Here is a 17622-nt window from a genome sequence, read left to right on the forward strand (position 1 = left end):
TTCCCTGGCCCGCCGCTTCTTCGCGCCCTTGGCTCTCACCCCTCCTCGACAACCACGCCATACTCAAGAAGTCGAGCGCTTCGGCTCCTACCCTGAGCATCTCCCCCCCCTTTTTCGACGGTCTGACAAGCAGACAGGTTGGGGGAAACCGCGCCCGGGACGGCTCCGCTGGAAGGGTGAGGGGTGCAGCGAAACCTGTCGGACAAGCAGACCTGTTGGGAGGAGGACTGGCATGGAGGGTGGTACCCCGACTGGAGCGCTGGGACGGATGAAGGCCGCCTGGGAGCGGGCCCGCCAGCGCTGGTGGGTGCGGTGGGGCGTGGACCTGGCGGTGCTGGTGCTCATCGTCGCGGCGGTGGGCGCGTGGCAGGCACGGCGGCTGCCCGGAGGCGGCGCCCCGGCGCCGGGCTTCACGCTGCGCACGCTCGGGGGCGAGCCCGTCCAGTTGGAGGCCCTGCGCGGCAAGCCGGTGGTGCTGGCCTTCTGGGCCCCCTGGTGCGGTGTCTGCAAGGTGGAGTCGTCCAACCTCTCCCAGCTCCGGAGGCTCGCGGGGGACTCCGCGCACGTGGTGTCCGTGGCGGTGGCCTACGACGACGAGGAGGACGTGCGGCGCTTCGTCCAGGAGCACGACGTGGACTTCCCCGTGCTGCTCGGGGACGACGCCGTGCAGCGCGCCTTCCGCGTGGATACCTTCCCCACCGTGTTCTTCCTGTCGCCCGAGGGCCGCATCGAGCGCGCGGTGGTCGGCTACACCACGCTCGCCGGACTGGGGTGGCGGCTGATGCTGTAGCTGTGGGCACCACGCCCGCGGAGGTTTCCCATGCTGGCCCGCACCTGGCGTGGCGTGACGAAGGCAGCCGATGCCGAGGCCTACCAGGCCTACCTGGAGCGCACGGGCCTCACGCAGTACCGCGCCACGCCCGGCAACCTCGGCGCCTACTGCCTGCGGCGCGTCACGGGTGAGCGCGCCGAGTTCCTGCTGGTGACGCTGTGGGAGTCCATGGACGCCGTCCGCCGCTTCGCGGGCGAGTCCCCCGAGCGGGCCGTCTTCTACCCGGAGGACGACCGCTACCTCATCGACAGGGACTTGCACGTCACCCACTACGAGGTGCCCTTCGCCTCCGTGGCGGAAGTCGGCTCCTGACTCCCGCCGCGTGGCGGCCGCTCACAGGCGGATGAGCTCCACGTCATCCATGTGGATGTAGTTGGCGGGGTTGCCCGCCGTGACGCGGGTGTGGAAGCCCAGCTCCAGGGAGCCGCCGGTGACGGAGATGGGCGGCGTCTCCACCAGCGTCCACGCGCCATACGAGCCCAGGTCCGTGTAGACGGGCGCGCAGCCGCCGCACGTCTTCGCCTGCAGCCGCGCCAGGTCGAAGCCGCCGCCCTTCCGCACCCACGCGCGGACGCGGTAGTTGCCCGCCGGCAGCCCGGAGGCCACCTGGTACGTCCACACCTCGAACGGTGAGCCGTTGTTCCAGTGCGTCAGGTGGTAGCTGCCCGTGCGGCCACCGTTGTACGTCTCGCTGAAGTCCGCGGCCTCGGTGCCGTTGGGGCTCCAGGTGGCCCAGCCCGTCATGCCGGACTCGAAGGACGGGTTGGTGAGCGTGGCGGGCGGCGTCGCGCCGGCGTCGTACCAGCGCACCCACTCCACCTCCATCGTCTTGCGCTCCCCCGCGCCGAGCGCAATCGCGCTGGCCGGCGGGTTGCCGTACCAGTTCCCGCCGAGCGCCAGGTTCAGCAGGATGTAGTGGTTCTGCTGGAACGCGGGCTCGTTGTGGTTGAAGTCCGCGGTGGCCCGCACCTGGTTGTCCAGGCGGAAGATCATCCGGTTCGCCGTCCACTCGACTTCATAGATGTGGAAGCCGTCCGCCAGGCTGTAGCCCCGGTTGGCGCCGGTGCCCCAGTGCTGGTCCGCGCCGTTGGCGAAGTAGTGCGCCGCGGACTTCATCCACGTGGGCTCGTTGGAGTGCCACTCGAGGATGTCGATTTCGCCGCTGCGCGGCCAGCCCACCGAGGAGATGTTGCCGCCCAGCGTCCAGAAGGCCGGCCACATGCCGTAGCCGGACGGAATCTTGATGCTCGCCACCAGCTTGCCGTAGCGCCGCTCCACCTTGCCCTTGGTGTGGAGGCGGCCCGAGTAGAACGAACGCGGCCCGTAGCCGGCACAGCGCGAGTCATACGGCCCATCGCCCGTCCGCTCCGCGGTGATGATGAGCTTGCCGCCAGAGACGGTGACGTTCTGCGCGCGGGGGAACTCCAGCTCACCCGTGCCGAAGTTGCAGTTGTTGGTGACGGGGTCCCAGTTGCTCGTCAGCACCGTCCAGTGCGCGCCGTTGAGCGCCGTGCCCGGAAAGTCGTCCTGCCACCCGAGGTTCCACCCGGGACCAGGGTCGTAGCCCAGCTCGCGTTGCGCCTGACTCACGAGCGGAAGTGGCTCGGGCGCGGAGGGCGAAGCCTCCTCTCCACATCCACCGAGCACCGCCACGCAACCAGCGGCCCACAGCATCGAACGCCATGCCTGTCGTCTGTGCACGTCATCCTCCAGGGTAGCAAGCCAGGGGAAACGCTCCCTGACTTACCCCTGGAGCCCGCACACTGGAACAGTTTTTTCGGACAATGGAGAAAGTCCGGATTTCTTCAGATGGCGTAGTCCCCGACAAAGACGGTGGCGGTGCGCACGTCGGCGCGCACCGAGTCACCTTCGACCACGCCGAGCGCATCGAACTCCGAGCGGGGCACCTCCACGGAGACCTCGTCCCCCGAGGGAAGCCGGAGCAGCACCTTCACGTAGGCGCCCACGGGCTTGAGCCGCTCCACGCGGCCGGTGGGGGCATGCCCGTTCACCGCATCCCCTCCGGGTGACTTCGCCAGCTTGATGTCGTGAGGCCGAACAAAGGCCTGGACGGACTCGCCCTCGCGGGCCGTTGCCGACACATTTACGGACAGCGAGCTCATGGCCACCCTGCCCGCCTGGACGCGGCCGCGCAGCACGCTGGCGCCGCCGATGAACGACGCGACGAAGGGCGACGCGGGCCGGCTGTAGATGTCCTCGGGGGAGCCCGCCTGGGCCACCCTCCCCTCGCTCATCACCACGACGTGCTGCGAGATTTCCAGCGCCTCCTGCTGGTCGTGCGTCACCAGTAGCGTGGTGAGGCCCGTCTGCACGTGCAGCTGGTGGAGCCACTCACGCAGCTCCTCGCGCACCCGGGTGTCGAGCGCGCCGAAGGGCTCGTCCAGCAGCAGCACTCGGGGCCGGATGGCCAGCGCCCGCGCGAAGGCCACGCGCTGCCGCTGCCCGCCGGAGAGCTGCCCGGGGTAGCGGCCGCCCAGCGCCTCCAGCTGCACCAGGCGCAGCATCTCGTCCACCCGGGCCTCGACTTCCGCGCGGGGGCGGCCCCGGACCTGGAGCCCGAAGCCGATGTTCTGCCGCACCGTCATGTGACGGAACAGCGCGTAGCTCTGGAAGACGACGCCCACGTCCCGCTGCTGCACGGGCATGGACGTACAGTCCACCCCGTCGATGTGGATGCGACCTCCGTCCGGGACTTCCAGGCCGGCGATGAGCCGCAGCAGCGTGGACTTCCCCGCGCCCGACGGCCCCAGCAGCGAGGTGATGGCGCCCGCGGGCGCCTGGAAGGACACGTCCGAGACGGCGGGCTTGCCGCCCTCGACGAAGCGACGGGTGAGCTGCTCGACGATGATGCTCATGACGTGACGCTCCTCCACTCCACGTATTTCTTGACCACCAGCGTCACCAGCGCGAGCAGCGTCAGCAGGGACGCCACGGCGAACGCGCCGACGAAGTCGTACTCGTTGTAGAGAATCTCCGCGTGCAGCGGCAGCGTCGTGGTGACGCCGCGCACGTGCCCGGACACCACGGACACGGCGCCGAACTCGCCCATTGCCCGCGCGTTGCAGAGGATGACGCCGTAGAGCACGCCCCACTTCACCTTCGGCAGGGTGACGCTCCAGAACATGCGCCAGCCGCTCGCGCCCAGCGTCAGCGCCGCCTCCTCCTCGTCGCTGCCCTGGGACTGCATCACCGGCAGCACCTCGCGCGCGACGAAGGGGAACGTCACGAACACGGTGGCCAGGACGATGCCCGGCACCGCGAAGATGACCTTCAGGTCATGCGCCGCCAGCCACGGCCCCAGCCAGCCATTGCGTCCGAAGAGCAGCACGAAGATGAGGCCCGCGATGACGGGCGACACGCTGAAGGGCAGGTCGATGAGGGTGATGAGCAGCGAGCGCCCCCGGAACCGGAACCGCGCGATGAGCCACGCGGCGGCCAGCCCGAAGACGAGGTTGAGGGGCACGGCGATGACCGCCGCCGTCAGCGTCAGGCGCATGGCGGACAGCGCCTCCGGGTCCTGGATGGCCGCGGCGTAGGCCGCCCAGCCCTTCTGGAAGGCGAACGAGAAGACGGCCACCAGCGGGACGAGGAGGAACACGCCCAGGAACAGCAGCGCCGCGCCGATGAGCGCCCAGCGGATGACGGCGGGCCCGCTGAGCGTCCGCGTCCGCCGCCGCAGGATGAGGGTGGAGGGGTGCATGGCTCAGTGTCCGGGCCGGGCTTCCAGCCGGCGGTTCGTCCAGCGGTGGAGCAGGTTGACCGCGAGCAGCAGCGTGAACGACGCCAGCAGCATCACCACGGCGATGGCCGTCGCCCCCGCATAGTCGTACTGCTCCAGCTTGGTGACGATGAGCAGCGGGACGATCTCCGTGCGCAGCGGCATGTTGCCGGAGATGAAGACGATGGAGCCGTACTCGCCCAGCGCCCGGGCGAACGCGAGGGTGAAGCCGCTGAGCAGCGCCGGCAGGATGGCCGGGAAGAGGACCTTCGCGAACGTCTGCCACGGCGTCGCTCCCAGCGTCGCCGCGGCCTCCTCCACGTCCACGTCGATGTCCTCCAGCACCGGCTGCACCGAGCGCACCACGAAGGGCAGCCCGATGAAGGTGAGCGCCACCGCCACGCCGATGGACGTGTAGGCCACCTTGATGCCCACCGCCTCCAGGTAACGGCCGTACCAGCCATTGGCGGAGAACAGCGTCGTCAGCGTCAGCCCCGCCACCGCCGTGGGCAGTGCGAAGGGCAGGTCCACCAGCGCCTCCACCAAATCCCTCCCGGGGAAGCGGTAGCGCACCAGCACCCAGGCGACGAGCAGCCCGAAGACGACGTTGGCCAGGGCCGCGGCGAGCGACGCGCCGAAGGTGAGCTGATACGCCGCCAGGGCCCGGGCGGACGTGACAGTGGTCCAGAACTGCGCCCACGTCAGGGTGAACGTCTTGAGGAAGAGGCTGGACAGCGGGATGAGGACGATGAGCCCCAGGTAGAACCAGCTGAACCCCAGCGACAGCCGGAAGCCGGGCAGGACGCGGCGCTTGGTGGACGCGGGCATGGCGTGGCGCCCCTTCAGCGGGCCTGGGGCGCGTAGATGCGGTCGAAGACGCCGCCGTCGTCGAAGTGCGCCGCCTGGGCCTTCTTCCAGCCGCCGAAGACGTCGGAGATGGTGAAGAGGCTCACACTGGGGAACTGCGACGCGTGCTTCGCGGCGACGGCCTGGGAGCGCGGGCGGTAGTGGTGCTTCGCCGCCAGCTCCTGGCCCTCGTCCGTGTAGAGGTACTGGAGGTAGGCCTCGGCGGCGGCGCGGGTGCCGCGCTTGTCCACGTTCTTGTCCACCACCGTGACGGGCGGCTCGGCGAGGATGCTCACCGAGGGGACGACGATCTCGAACTTGTCCTTGCCCACCTCCTTCGTGAGCAGGAAGGCCTCGTTCTCCCAGGCGATGAGCACGTCACCCAGGCCGCGCTCGGCGAAGGTGGTGGTGGAGCCGCGCGCGCCCGAGTCCAGCACGGGGACGTTGCGGAAGAGCTTCTCCACGAAGGCCTGCGCGGTGGCCTCGCTGCCGCCCTCCTTGCGAAGCGCGTAGCCCCAGGCGGCCAGGTAGTTCCACCGCGCGCCGCCGGACGTCTTCGGGTTCGGGGTGATGACGGCCACGCCCTCCTTCAGGAGGTCGTCCCAGTCGCGAATGCCCTTGGGGTTTCCCTTGCGCACCACGAAGACGATGGTGGACGTGTATGGCGCGCTGTTGTTCGGCAGCCGCGTCTGCCAGTCCTGGGGGATGAGCTGGCCCTTGTCGTGGAGCATGTCCACGTCGTAGGCGAGCGCCAGCGTGACGACGTCCGCCTCCAGCCCGTCGATGACGGCCCGCGCCTGCTTGCCGGAGCCGCCGTGGGACTGCTTGATGGTGACCTTCTTGCCGCTCTTCGCCTCCCAGTGCTTCGCGAACGCGGCGTTGAAGTCCGTGTACAGCTCGCGCGTGGGGTCGTAGGAGACGTTGAGCAGCGTGACGGCGGCCTCTCCCGAGGGAGCGCCAGCAGCGGGGGCGTCACCGGACTTGGAGGAGCAGCCGGCGAGGGACAGCAGCGTGAACAGCGGAACCCAGAGCTTCGAGCGCATGGCGGCGGGGCCTTTCACCAGCTGACCTGGAAACGGGAGAAGAAGACGGACTCGGGAATGCGGTCGCCCCCGGCCGCGCCACCCTCGAAGGTGGTGCGGACGTAGCTGGCGGCCACGCGGACGTTGCTGCTGAGGTACCAGTTGGCGGCGAGTCCCCACTCCTTCGCCTCGCGAGCGGACCGCTCGGGGTCGGCGTAGAGCGAGAATGAATCCGGGTCCACGCTCAGCGCCGAGTAGCGGGCCGCGAGCTCCACGGCACCCCACCCTGCTCCAGCGGTGCTGAAGGGGGCGACGGGACGCACGCCCTTGTAGTCGGCCTCACCTCCGATGAGGACGTAGGACGCGGTGGCCTGCCATGAGGTGTGACGGAGCCGCGCGCGGTCCCCGCCCCGGCTCACCTCCTGCGCGGAGCTGACGTACTCCGCCAGCACGCCGAGCGGTCCGAAGTAGAAGTAGCCCTGGGGCGAGAAACGGACGTGGTCTCCACTGGCGATGACCGCCTCCGCCGCGGTGGCGCCCGTCCGGTAGCTGAAGAAGGTCTGCTGCCCGGCGGTGCGCAGCGGCGCCAGGCCCGTGGCGGTGGGCGAGCCGAACTGCTGGCCGCTCGTCGCCGAGACGCCCACGCCCAGCTTCTTCAGCGCGCCGATGGGGGTGGCCTTGAAGGGATGGGCGAACACGCGCGCGACGAGGTCGAAGCTGTCGTCCAGGTTGGTGTCGACGCTGGCGCCGTCCGGCGTGCCGTTGTAGGCGCCCAGGGAGTAGCTCAGCACGCCTTCCGCGAGCTCGCCTCCGAGCTGGAGCCCCACGTCGCGGTTGGGCACCAGGTTCGTGGGCAGGGCGCGCTCGACGAAGATGATGTTCGTCGCGGACTGGAGCCGCTCGAGCCCCACCTCCGGCTTGGCCTTGCCCGCGCGCAGCCGCAGCTGCTTCAGCGGCTTGAACTCGACGAAGGCGTCCTGGACGGTGGCCGTGCCACCGCCGAAGTCCGGCATGATGCGGAAGTCCACCTTCTTGAAGAACGTCCCCTCCACGATGGGGCGCGCCCGGCGCAGGAGGAACGTCGTCGCCCCGGGCCGGTCCGCGTCGCTCTCGAAGAAGCGCGCGTCCGCATGGGCGTAGCCCTTCAGCCGGAGCTGTATCTCCTTGTCCGCGGACGACACGGTGATGCCTTCCGACGACGCCTTCGTCACCGGCGCGGACGACGCGGTGGCGGCTTCAGGCGCGGGCGGAGCTGGGGCCGCCTCGGAGGTCGGCGCAGGCGAGGCTGTCTCGGGTGGCGGCGCGGGCGGCGCTTCCGGTGGGGTTGTCTGTGCCGACGCCAGCGGGGCGATGAGCAGCCCTACGGCGACGGCGATGGAACGACCAGCGACACCTTGCATGCGGAACCTCGTTTGGGGAAACGGGAGGCCGCGATGGGATGAGCTGGATTCGGGTCCTGAAACTCGAAAGCCCACTCCCTCGCGGGCAGTGGGCTTTTTCGGACCGGTTCGACCAGGGCTCTCAGGCCACTGGTGGACAGGCGCCCACCGCAGGTGCGTGACAGCAGCAACAAGCGGTGGTGGTCGCGAAGAACATGAGCCGGCTGACAATGCCCCGGTGACGGTTGCGTTGTCAACGCGTCCACGGCGTCGGCCACCGAACGTACCTTCAAGGCAATTCTTGTATAATCAGGATTCCACGACAGGAGTCCTCATGTCCCCCCGAGTCCGTCCTCCGCGGTTGCTGCTCGAGACCGCGCTGCTTGCGCTCCTCTTCGCGTCCTCCGGAGCCGCCGCGGCCGAGCGCCCCTCGCTGGTGAACACGCGCATCCGCACCCCGTTCAACGCCAACGGCCACTCGTCCACCATCGACGGGCGGGTCTTCATCGGCAACATCGGAGAGGACCACGCGACGACGACCACCACGTGGATTGCGCGCGTCTTCCGGCCGGAGGCGGTGACGTATGACGCCCAGGGCAAGCCGGGCTTCTCGAGCGTGTTCTCCCCCGGGCGCACCACGCAGGTGAGGAACGGGGAGAATGCGCTGGCCTTCTGCTTCCCGAACCCCGCGCAGCCCTACACGCTGTCCAGTGGGCTCGCCGTGTACCAGCCGTACCTCTTCGACTCGCGGATGTTCAACGGCGAGAACCGGTTCCGCCGCCGCCCCATCGACGTCCGCGTCTCGCTGCCCTTCACGGCGCAGGCGGACATCTCGTCGTTCACCACCGGCAACCTGCAGGAGCTGACCACCGTCACCGGGGCGGCGATTCGCGGCATCGAGCCCACGATGACCTCGGACGGGCGCCTGCTCATCTTCCAGGGCGGCCCGGCCAACAACGGCGTCATCGACCACCTGATGTACTCGTACAACCCCACGCCGTGCGCGGCGTCGGGCTGGAGCAACCCGCGGCCCCTGTCGATGATGGTCAATGACCCGGACGCGGGCGTGAAGCGCTACCCGCTGGCGTGGCAGCCGCTGCGGGCCGCCACCGGCGAAGCCTTCGGTACCACCACGACGGGCGCGCTCATCCGCGGCGCCTACGCGTGGGTGGACCACGAGGGGCGCAACGTCCTCTACACCGGCGTCGTGTACACCGACGGCGCGCGCCGCGAGGCCGTGAGCCTGATTGGCGCGGACACGGGCTGGACGGCGTACCACGTGGACGGGAGCATCAACACCGACCGCAGCGACATCGCGCACCTCTTCTACTCGAGCCCCATGTGGAACCTGGAGCAGGAGCGCGCGCCCGCGCAGAACTTCCCGCCGGGCTCCAGCAACGAGACGCGCTACCTGCCCGTCACCAAGACGCACGACGTGCTCCCCCTCTTCGGCAGCAACACGGGCGACTACAACGAGGTGGACCTGGGCGAGCTGACCGACCCCTTCGCCCTGCTCTTCCTGCCCATGAACGAAATGGTCACCCGGGCGGGAGCGTATGACCTGACGCGCACGCCGGACCTGTCGGGCCGCTTCTTCACCGGCACGCTCACCGGCACGGCCCAGGTCTCCCCCGGTAACGCGGTGACGCAGCCGCCGTCGGGCTCCCTGCTCGAGCCACACGGCAAGGGCAAGGCGCTGGTGCTGCCCGGTGGCGGCGCCCTGACGGTCAACCTCACGGACCCCAGCGGCACCGTGCCCGGCGTGGGCGCCTTCGTGCGCGGCTTCACCGTGCAGCTCGCCATCAAGCCGGATGCGAACATCAACACGGGCTGCACGGGGAACCCGTACCGGTACCTCCTGGCGAAGTCCGGCGGCCTGGACCTCATCTACGAGGCGAACAACACCGTGCAGATGTCCTTCGTGCTCAACGGCCAGCGGGTTCGCCTGGGCGTCAGCCCCGTGCTGCCCGTGGGCGTGTGGACCCACCTCGCCTATACGTGGGACGGCGTCACCGGCATCTTCAAGGAGTACGTCAACGGCGTGTCCACGGGCCGCGCCCTGCCCGTGGTGACGGGCTCCTTCCGGCTCGGCACGGGCGCGCTGTCCATCGGCGCGGGCAACACGCTGAACACGCAGGCCTGCCCCGCCACCGGCGAGGGCTCGTTCCGTGGCGCCATCGACGAGGTCCGCTTCTTCACCCACGCGCGCTCCAACCGCAGCGTCTGCATGGCGACGCACGGCACGTCCTGTAAGGACGAGGCCATCCAGGTGCATCCCACCGCCGGCCAGTTCGGCATGAGCCAGCAGCACCCGTCCTGCAACAGTTACACGGCCCTGGGCTCGCAGGCGTGCGCGTCGTCCATGCACCGTGTCTGCGCGCAGCGCGGGACGACGGACGCGCTGGCCAACAGCACCAACGTGTACGAGACCGTCCAGCAGCTCATCGGCAACCGGCCGCCCATCTCGCTGCTGGGCGTGCCCGCGAGCGCCACCGCCACCGACGTGAGCGTGGCGTGCGCGCCCATCCAACATCAGAGCCTGGCCGTCACCTTCGAGGAGCTGGCGCGCAAGCACGCGGGGTGCTCGGACGACCGCGTCGCGCAGGGCATGGACTGCGGCGCGGCCGTGCACCGCTGGTGCAACAGCCTGGGGTGGACGACGGGGCAGCTCTTCGAGCTGACGTCGCGGCCGTGGGTGGGCTGCTTCAACTCCGGCCTCATCCAGGACGTGCCCAAGGAGCAGCTCGGGCCCGCGTCCAACGCAGGCAGCTTCACCTCCGCCGACTCGAAGCTGGAGGTCAGCCGGTGGTGCCAGACCCGAGGCTATGGCGCCGGCGTCATCCAGGAACTGGCCAACGGCACGCTCGCGAACATCCACTGCTTCCAGCCGGCGGTGACGGTGCCCTGGAAGTTCAACCCGTGAGCAGGGGTTGAGGGGGCGCCCGCATGCGGGCACGTCAGCCTCCGGTGCCCCGCCCCGTCGCTGCGGAGCACCGTGCTAGCGTGAGCCCCCTCCATGAACTTCCGTTTTCAATGCTGGGTGCAGCGTCATGCGAGCAGCCGGGTGACGCTGACACCCCTGTCCCTGCCCGAGTTCGCGGTGCACGCGGACTCCCTGGAGAAGGCCACCGAGGAGCTGACGCTCGCGCTGGATGACCAGCTCACCCGCGTCCACCCCCGCCGCGTGCCGGAGTTCATCACCCCGACGGGCGGCGTCCTGCACACGCTCGAGGTGCCCGGACTTCCCATCTGGGGCGCGGAGGAGAACACCGTCGCGACGCTGCCCTTCTCCGCCGTCGTCGCCCCCGCGCACCAGTCCTTCACCGGCCTGCACGCCCCGCGCCTCTCGACGCACCTGTGGTTCGAGGGGAAGAAGCTCCCCGACGACGTGGCGGACCGGCTCAAGGAGCGACTGGAGCGACGCACCGATGCGCAGCGGCTCGCGCTGCGCCCCGACGGCCCGGAGTCGCTTCTGGATCTGGAGGTGAAGGTCACGCCACCTCCCCTCTCCATCTTCACCCCGCGCCAGCTCCACCTGGACATCCGCCCGCCGCCGCGCCCACCGGACGCCCCCGCGGACAAGGGCGACGCCAGCCCTGACGACGACGACGAGGACGCGCTGGACCTGGACACCTGGGAGCCCCGCCGTCGCTCGCGCCGGAAGGACTCGGGCGCGAAGCCGGACAAGCCGCCTGCCACGCCCACGCTGGACCGCGTCGGAGTGCCCTGGCACAAGCTCGCCCAGGAAGGGCAGCTCGACGCCGCCTACGAGCAGGATGCGCTGGTGACGCTGCTGCGCGCACGCCTGGCCGCGAAGGACGCGGAGTCCATCGTGCTGGTGGGCCCCTCGGGCGTGGGCAAGACGGCGGTGCTGCATGCGCTCGCCCAGGCCCTGCGCGCCCCCACCGCCACCGCGGACGAGCGCGCCCGGCCCTTCTTCTTCCTCGACGGCAGCCGCCTCATCGCGGGCGAGGGCATGTGGGGCGACTGGCAGCAGCAGGTGCTGCGCAGCTTCCGCGAGGCCTCTGACTCCCACGCCCTGCTCTCCCTGGGGCACGCGCTGGAGCTGCTGGACGCGGGCAAGAGCGCCCACAGCGACCAGAACGTCGCCCAGTTGCTGCTGCCCCTGCTCGCCACCCGCGAGGTGTCCGTGGTGGCGGAGGCCACGCCCGAGGACTGGGCGGTGGTGGAGCGCCGCAACGCCAGCTTCGCCCGGCTCTTCTCGGTGGTGCGCGTGGAGGAGCCGACTCCCGAGGCGCTCGCCCGCATCCTCGCGGCGGTGGCCGAGGACGACGTGGGGCCCCGGCCGCTCGACGTGCTTCCCGAGGCGCTGGAGGAGGCGCGCTTCCTCTGCCGGCGCTTCCTGCCCTACGGCGCGCAGGTGGGCAACGCGGTGGCCTTCCTCCGCCGCCTGCTGGCCGCGTGCTCGCATGCCGCGCTCTCGCGTGTCACGCGTGTGGACGCCATCCGCCAGTTCGCCTCCGAGTCCGGCATCCCCGAGCACCTGCTGCGCGACGACATGCCGCTGGAGGCAGGCCAGGTGCGCACCTTCCTCTCCACGCGCGTGCTGGGCCAGGAGGCGGCGGTGGAGCGCGCGGCCTCCGTCGTCTCCATCCTCAAGGCGGGGCTGGCGGACACGCGACGTCCGCTGGGCGTCCTCCTCTTCATAGGCCCCACCGGCGTGGGCAAGACAGAGCTGTCCAAGGCGCTGGCGGAGCTGCTCTTCGGCGCGAAGGAGCGCATGGTGCGCCTGGACATGGGCGAGTACGCCGGCCCGGACGCGCTGCTGCGCCTCCTGGGGGACGGCGTCACTCCCGGGCACCTCTCCTCGGCGGTGCGCCGCCAGCCCTTCTGCGTGGTGCTGCTGGACGAGGTGGAGAAGGCCCACCCCGCGGTGCACGACGCGCTGCTGGGCGTGCTGGGCGAGGGCCGCCTCACCGACGCGTCCGGCCGCTTCACCGACTTCCGCAACGCCGTCCTCGTGCTCACCAGCAACCTGGGCGCGGACACCTGGCGCGCGCGCGTGGGCTTCGACTCCACCGGTGGCGCGCCCGACACGGCGGCCCTGCGCGCCCACTACCTCACCGAGGTGCAGCGCTTCTTCCGTCCGGAGCTCTTCAATCGGCTGGATGACGTGGTCGTCTTCTCGCCGCTCTCAGCGGACCTGCTGCGCCGGCTGGTGGTGCGCGAGGTGGAGGCCGTGTGCCGCCGCCCCGGCCTGTCCCTCCATGACGCCCGGCTGGAAGTCACTCCGGCCGCGCTGGACTGGCTGGCGGAGCGCGGCTTCGACCCGCGCTATGGCGCCCGCCCCCTCAAGCGCGCGCTGGAGCGGGAGCTGGTGGTGCCGGTGGCCGCGTGGCTCGCGGCGCATCCGCAGAGCGGGCCGGTGAGCCTGCAGGTGGACGCCGGTGCCCAGGGCCTGGCCCTGCGAGCGGAGTCGGTGGGTGGCGCGGCCGAGGGCGTGGGCCGGCAGGCCATCGAGAAGGTGCTGGAGGACGCCGCCGTCCTGCGCGCCGAGGTGCGGCGCTGGAGCCGCTCCAACCCCATGGTGGCCCTGCGGCGGGAGCTGGCTCTCTTCGACAAGTCGTCGCGCCTGACGGCGTACTGGGAGGAGCGCGAGCTGGCCGAGGAGGCGTCGCGCAAGTCCTCCGAGGCGCGGGAGCTGGAGAAGGCGCTGCGCGACTGCATCCAGCAGGCCGAGGCCGTGGAGGACCTCCTCTTCGAAGCCCACCTGTCCCGCGCCGTGGGCCAGGCGGAGTCACTGGCCCGCGACGTGGCCCTGCTGCGCAAGACGTTCCTCCCGCTGCGCGAGCGCATCTACTCCAGCCTCTTCGCGCACTCCCGGGGCGCCACCCTCATCCTGGTCCCCGGGCGCAGCGCCTGGGGCCACCTGTGCATGATGGCGAAGGCCTACGAGCAGTGGGCGATGGACCAGTCGGTGGCCTTCGAGCGCGCCGTGCTCCAGCCGCCACCACCCAAGGAGGGCGAGAAGCCCTCGCGAAAGTCCACGATGCTCGTGTGGAGCTGGCTGCCCAAGAAAGACGAGCTGAGGGAGGTGAAGCCCGTGCCCGTCGGCTACGCGCTGCGGCTCACCGGCAGCACGCTGCCCCTCCTGCTCGCGGGTGAGCAGGGCGTCCACCGCTTCGTGGAGGGCAGCCAGGCCGCGCTGGTGCGGGCGCGCTTCGAGCCACGCCCCATGTCCCTGCAGGCGCTGTCCTCCATCGAGGAGCTGGAGAAGACCCTCGTGAAGACGGAGGTGCGCCGGGTGCGTCCCACCACGAGCGACGCCGAGGGCGGCTCGCTGGAGGACCTGCGCACCGGTGCGAAGCAGCGCTTCGGCAAGGAGGGCCCCGACATGAGCGCGTTGCTGGAGGCGTGGCTGCAGTGGCGCGTCTTCGGCTCGGTGGAGGAGGACTGACGCCATGGACCTCAAGCTTCCCATGGTGGTGTCACCGCTCGGCGGACGGCTGGTGGAGGTGTGGATTCCCACCTTCTGGCCGGCCCTGCACAAGGTGGGCTCCAGCCTCTCCGCGCTGCGCGACGAGCTGGCGCTCTCCGTGATGGAGCGCTTCGAGAAGGAGGACGCCGCGAAGGTGGCGGACTATCAGCACCCGCCGCACGTGGCCCTGCGCCACGTCAAGGTGGACACGGAGGTGAAGGACCGCGAGAAGAACAAGCGCGTCGTCCTGAAGGGCCGGATGGCCGTGCTGGTGGAGAAGTGGCCCCGCGACACCTTCTGGGTGGTGACGCCCACGCGGATGCCCGAGGCGCGCTTCGCGCTCGCCCACCCGGACGCGCTGCCCGAGGCGCTCGCGCGGCGGCTGGGCGCGTGGTGTCTGGAGCACGACCTGGAGGACCTGGGTGAGCGCTGGGCCCAGGGCCGTGAGCGCCTGGAGCTGCTGGAGGTGGATGCGTACGCGCCCACCATCCTCCCCCGGACGCCGCCCAAGCCCCCCACCCCGCCCCGCCGTCGCAAGACGCCCGGCCAGAAGAAGGAGGAAGCGCCCCCGGAGACGCCGGCGGAGCGCGAGGCCCGCCGCAACCGGCGCCGCCTGTCGCTGGTGGAGCTGCGCGAGGTGGCGCGCAACCTGAGCCATGGCGCGCGAGACGAAGGCCTGGAGCGCTGCTTCGGCCGCGAGGCCCTGGTGCGCGAGGTGGTGGACGCGCTGGAGGGCCGCGAGGGCGCCGCGCTGGTGCTGGTGGGCCCGTCCGGCGCCGGGAAGACGGCGCTGGTGCACGAGGTCGTCAGCCGCCTCACCGCCCGGCAGGACGCGGCCGGCGTGCGCCGCGACGTGTGGCGCGTGGACGGCAACCAGTTCATCGCGGGCATGATGTACGTGGGCCAGTGGGAGGCCCGCGCACGGGCCGTGGTGCGGGAGCTGGTGGAGGTGGGTGACCTCCTCTACGTGGACGACCTGGCCTCGCTCGTCTACGCGGGGCGCACGCGCAGCGAGCGCACCAACGTGGCGCAGTACCTCGAGCCTCACCTCGCACGCGGCGAGCTCACCGTGCTGGCCGAGTCCACGCCGGAGCGCTTCGAGCGCGTGCGCGAGGAGGCCCCCACCTTCGCCTCGCTCTTCCGCGTGGTGCACGTGCCGGCGCTGGACGCGCGCGCCACGCTGCCCGCCCTGCTGGGCACGCTGAGGGACCTGGAGTCCGACAACCGCGACGGCGCGGTGCGGCTGTCTCCGCTGGCCCTGGAGACGCTGTTGGACTTGCAGCAGCGCTTCGTGGCGCACGAGGCCTTCCCGGGCAAGGCGGTCCGGCTGCTGCGCCGCGTGGTGGCGAGGCCCGGGCAGTTGGAGGGGAACGTGCGCCGCTTCACGGAGGAGGACGTCACCTCCGCCATGCGCGAGCAGACGGGCCTGCCGGACTTCGTGCTGGGCAGCGCGCCGCCGAAGCCGCGCGAGGCGCTGGAGCGCGAGCTGGCCGCGCAGGTGGCGGGCCAGCCAGAAGCCGTCTCCGCCGTGGTGGACGCCATCCTCACGTTGCAGCGCTCGCTCCAGCCGCCGGACAAGCCGCTGGCCACCTACCTCTTCGTGGGCCCCACCGGCGTGGGCAAGACGGAGACGGCCAAGGCGCTGGCCCGGACGCTGTTCGGCAGCGAGGGGCGCCTGGTGCGCTTCGACATGTCCGAGTTCGTCTCCGCCGCCAGCCTCACCCGGCTGCTCGGCCAGCCGGGCGCGCCGGACGGGGAGCTGACCACGGCGCTGCGCACCCAGCCCTTCTGCGTGGTGCTCTTCGACGAGGTGGAGAAGGCCCACCCGCGCATCTTCGATGCCCTGCTCCAGTTCCTCGGCGAGGGGCGGCTGACGGACGGCGCGGGGCGCACGGTGGACGCGCGCCAGGCGGTGGTGGTGCTCACCTCCAACCTGGGCGTGCGCGAGGCCGCCAACCGCACCGGCTTCCACAGGGACCCGGGGGGCGCGGAGGCGCACTACCTCTCCGCGGTGCGCGCCTTCTTCCGCCCGGAGTTCTTCAACCGGCTGGACAGGGTGGTGCCCTTCCGCTCGCTGACGCCCGCCGCGCTGCGCGTGGTGGTGCAGCATGCGCTGGAGTCCATGCTGTCCCGCCGGGGCATCCGCCGCGGCAACGTGCTGGTGGAGGTGGAGTCACCGCTGCTCGATCTGCTCGTGGAGCAGGCCTATGACCCGCGCTACGGCGCGCGTCCCCTGAAGCGCGCCCTGGAGCGGCGGCTCACCGTGCCGCTGGCCCACCACCTGGTGCAGCGCGGCGCCGAGGACCTGGCCCGGGTGGAGCTGTTCCGCCGGGGCGACGACATGGGCCTGTCCGTGGAGCTGATGGTGCGGGAGCCTGCGTGGGCGCCCGAGCCGGACCCGGCCACCTGGACGCTGTCGGAGGTGTCGCGGGTGCTGGAGGAGCAGGAGGCACGGCTGGGGGCGCTGTCGGCCCGGGAGGCGGCGCGGCCGAAGCCTGGCGACGTGCACCCGGAGGCGGTGGAGCTGCTGGAGCGAATGGAGCGCCTGGCCGCGGAGGCCGTGGACATCCGCGAGAACGAGCTGGCGGACCGCGAGTACCTCGAGACCGAGCACGCCGTGCCCAAGGAGCACGAGCACGACCGCGACTGGAGCCGCAACCCCGGGCGCGGCGGCCTCAGGCCCCGGCCGGCCTGGTCCGCCGTGCCCCTGCCGGTGTCTCGCGAGGAGCGCCTGCGCCGCTGCCGGCCCCGGGTGGTGGCCCTGCGGGACGAGGTGGAGTGGCTGGCGCACCAGCTCGCGTGCCGCGCGCGCGGACCGGACGTGCGCACGGTGCTGGTGGAGGGCCTGGGCGACACGCCGGGCTCCGCGCTGGAGGCGATGGCGCGCGCGCTGCCGCAGGCGCTGGGCCGCGCCGTGGTGCACGAGGAGTGGGTGGAGCCGGACGGCCGCGTCGCATGGGCATCGCCCGGTGTGCCCCGCCCCGCGGCCGTGCGGCTGCGGCGCATGGCCGTGAGCCTGGCGGCCTTCGGACTGGCGGAGGTGCTCGCGCCGCTGGAGGGCTACGCGCTGGTGGAGAGCCCGCGCGGTGACGTGGTGCGCCCGGCGCCCGTGCGCGTGGAGCTGCTGGCGGGCGACGTGGGCCTGCTGGACGACGTGTCGCGGGCGGTGGCGGCGCGAGACGCGCTGCGCGCCACGGAGCGGGAGGCCCGGCGCGCGGGAACTGCACCGGCGCAGGGGCCGAGCCGCGTGGTGGTGGAAGGCAATGAGCGCGCGCTGACGCACCTGGCTAGCCGGCGCGCTCCCGCGGAGGCGCTGGCCTGGGCGGGGCGCGTGCTGCGGCGGGCGGCCCGGGAGGAGGGCTGAC

The 17622-nt window shown here is 71.4% G+C and carries 11 protein-coding genes; 5 read left to right on the forward strand and 6 right to left on the reverse strand.

Annotated features, from left to right (window positions below):
* The first annotated feature begins 232 nt into the window (after positions 1–232).
* Both LXT23_RS40440 and LXT23_RS40445 read left to right on the forward strand, forming a co-directional pair.
* Positions 233–790 carry a TlpA disulfide reductase family protein gene (locus LXT23_RS40440; RefSeq protein WP_253985811.1) on the forward strand — a complete coding sequence of 186 codons (558 nt, stop codon included), beginning with the start codon at positions 233–235 and terminating at the stop codon, positions 788–790.
* Positions 791–820: 30 nt separating this feature from the next.
* The gene (locus LXT23_RS40445; protein WP_253985812.1) at positions 821–1144 is read left to right on the forward strand and encodes a hypothetical protein; all 324 of its coding nucleotides are present in this window, start codon (positions 821–823) and stop codon (positions 1142–1144) included.
* Between the two features lie 21 nt (positions 1145–1165).
* Here the strand turns inward: LXT23_RS40445 and LXT23_RS40450 are convergent, their stop codons facing one another.
* The 6 genes from LXT23_RS40450 to LXT23_RS40475 all read right to left on the reverse strand — a co-directional run bounded on the left by LXT23_RS40450 (position 1166) and on the right by LXT23_RS40475 (position 7839).
* Positions 1166–2506, reverse strand: coding sequence for a glycoside hydrolase family 16 protein (locus LXT23_RS40450; RefSeq protein WP_253985984.1), 1341 nt, complete (start codon positions 2504–2506; stop codon positions 1166–1168).
* A 131-nt stretch (positions 2507–2637) separates the two neighbouring features.
* Positions 2638–3708 (reverse strand): sulfate/molybdate ABC transporter ATP-binding protein, encoded by a 1071-nt coding sequence (locus LXT23_RS40455; protein ID WP_253985813.1) that lies wholly within the window; start codon positions 3706–3708, stop codon positions 2638–2640.
* Entirely contained in the window at positions 3705–4553 is an 849-nt protein-coding gene (gene cysW, locus LXT23_RS40460) for a sulfate ABC transporter permease subunit CysW (RefSeq protein WP_253985814.1), read from the reverse strand. Before cysW ends, LXT23_RS40455 begins: the two co-directional genes overlap by 4 nt.
* A 3-nt stretch (positions 4554–4556) precedes the next feature.
* Positions 4557–5399, reverse strand: coding sequence for a sulfate ABC transporter permease subunit CysT (gene cysT / locus LXT23_RS40465; RefSeq protein ID WP_253985815.1), 843 nt, complete (start codon positions 5397–5399; stop codon positions 4557–4559).
* A gap of 14 nt (positions 5400–5413) precedes the next feature.
* Positions 5414–6460, reverse strand: a complete 1047-nt coding sequence (locus tag LXT23_RS40470; RefSeq protein ID WP_253985816.1) for a sulfate ABC transporter substrate-binding protein — start codon at positions 6458–6460, stop codon at positions 5414–5416.
* A gap of 14 nt (positions 6461–6474) precedes the next feature.
* The gene (locus tag LXT23_RS40475) at positions 6475–7839 is read right to left on the reverse strand and encodes an OprO/OprP family phosphate-selective porin (protein ID WP_253985817.1); all 1365 of its coding nucleotides are present in this window, start codon (positions 7837–7839) and stop codon (positions 6475–6477) included.
* Between the two features lie 313 nt (positions 7840–8152).
* Here LXT23_RS40475 and LXT23_RS40480 point away from each other — a divergent pair, with 313 nt between their 5' ends.
* From LXT23_RS40480 to LXT23_RS40490, 3 genes are all read left to right on the forward strand, one after another.
* Entirely contained in the window at positions 8153–10741 is a 2589-nt protein-coding gene (locus LXT23_RS40480; RefSeq protein WP_253985818.1) for a LamG domain-containing protein, read from the forward strand.
* Between the two features lie 93 nt (positions 10742–10834).
* On the forward strand, positions 10835–14236 hold the full coding sequence (locus LXT23_RS40485) for an AAA family ATPase (protein WP_253985819.1): 3402 nt from the start codon (positions 10835–10837) through the stop codon (positions 14234–14236).
* 4 nt (positions 14237–14240) lie between these two features.
* The gene (locus tag LXT23_RS40490; RefSeq protein ID WP_253985820.1) at positions 14241–17621 is read left to right on the forward strand and encodes an AAA family ATPase; all 3381 of its coding nucleotides are present in this window, start codon (positions 14241–14243) and stop codon (positions 17619–17621) included.
* Position 17622 lies beyond the last annotated feature (1 nt).

It is taken from the genome of Pyxidicoccus xibeiensis, from assembly GCF_024198175.1.
Classification (GTDB): domain Bacteria; phylum Myxococcota; class Myxococcia; order Myxococcales; family Myxococcaceae; genus Myxococcus; species Myxococcus xibeiensis.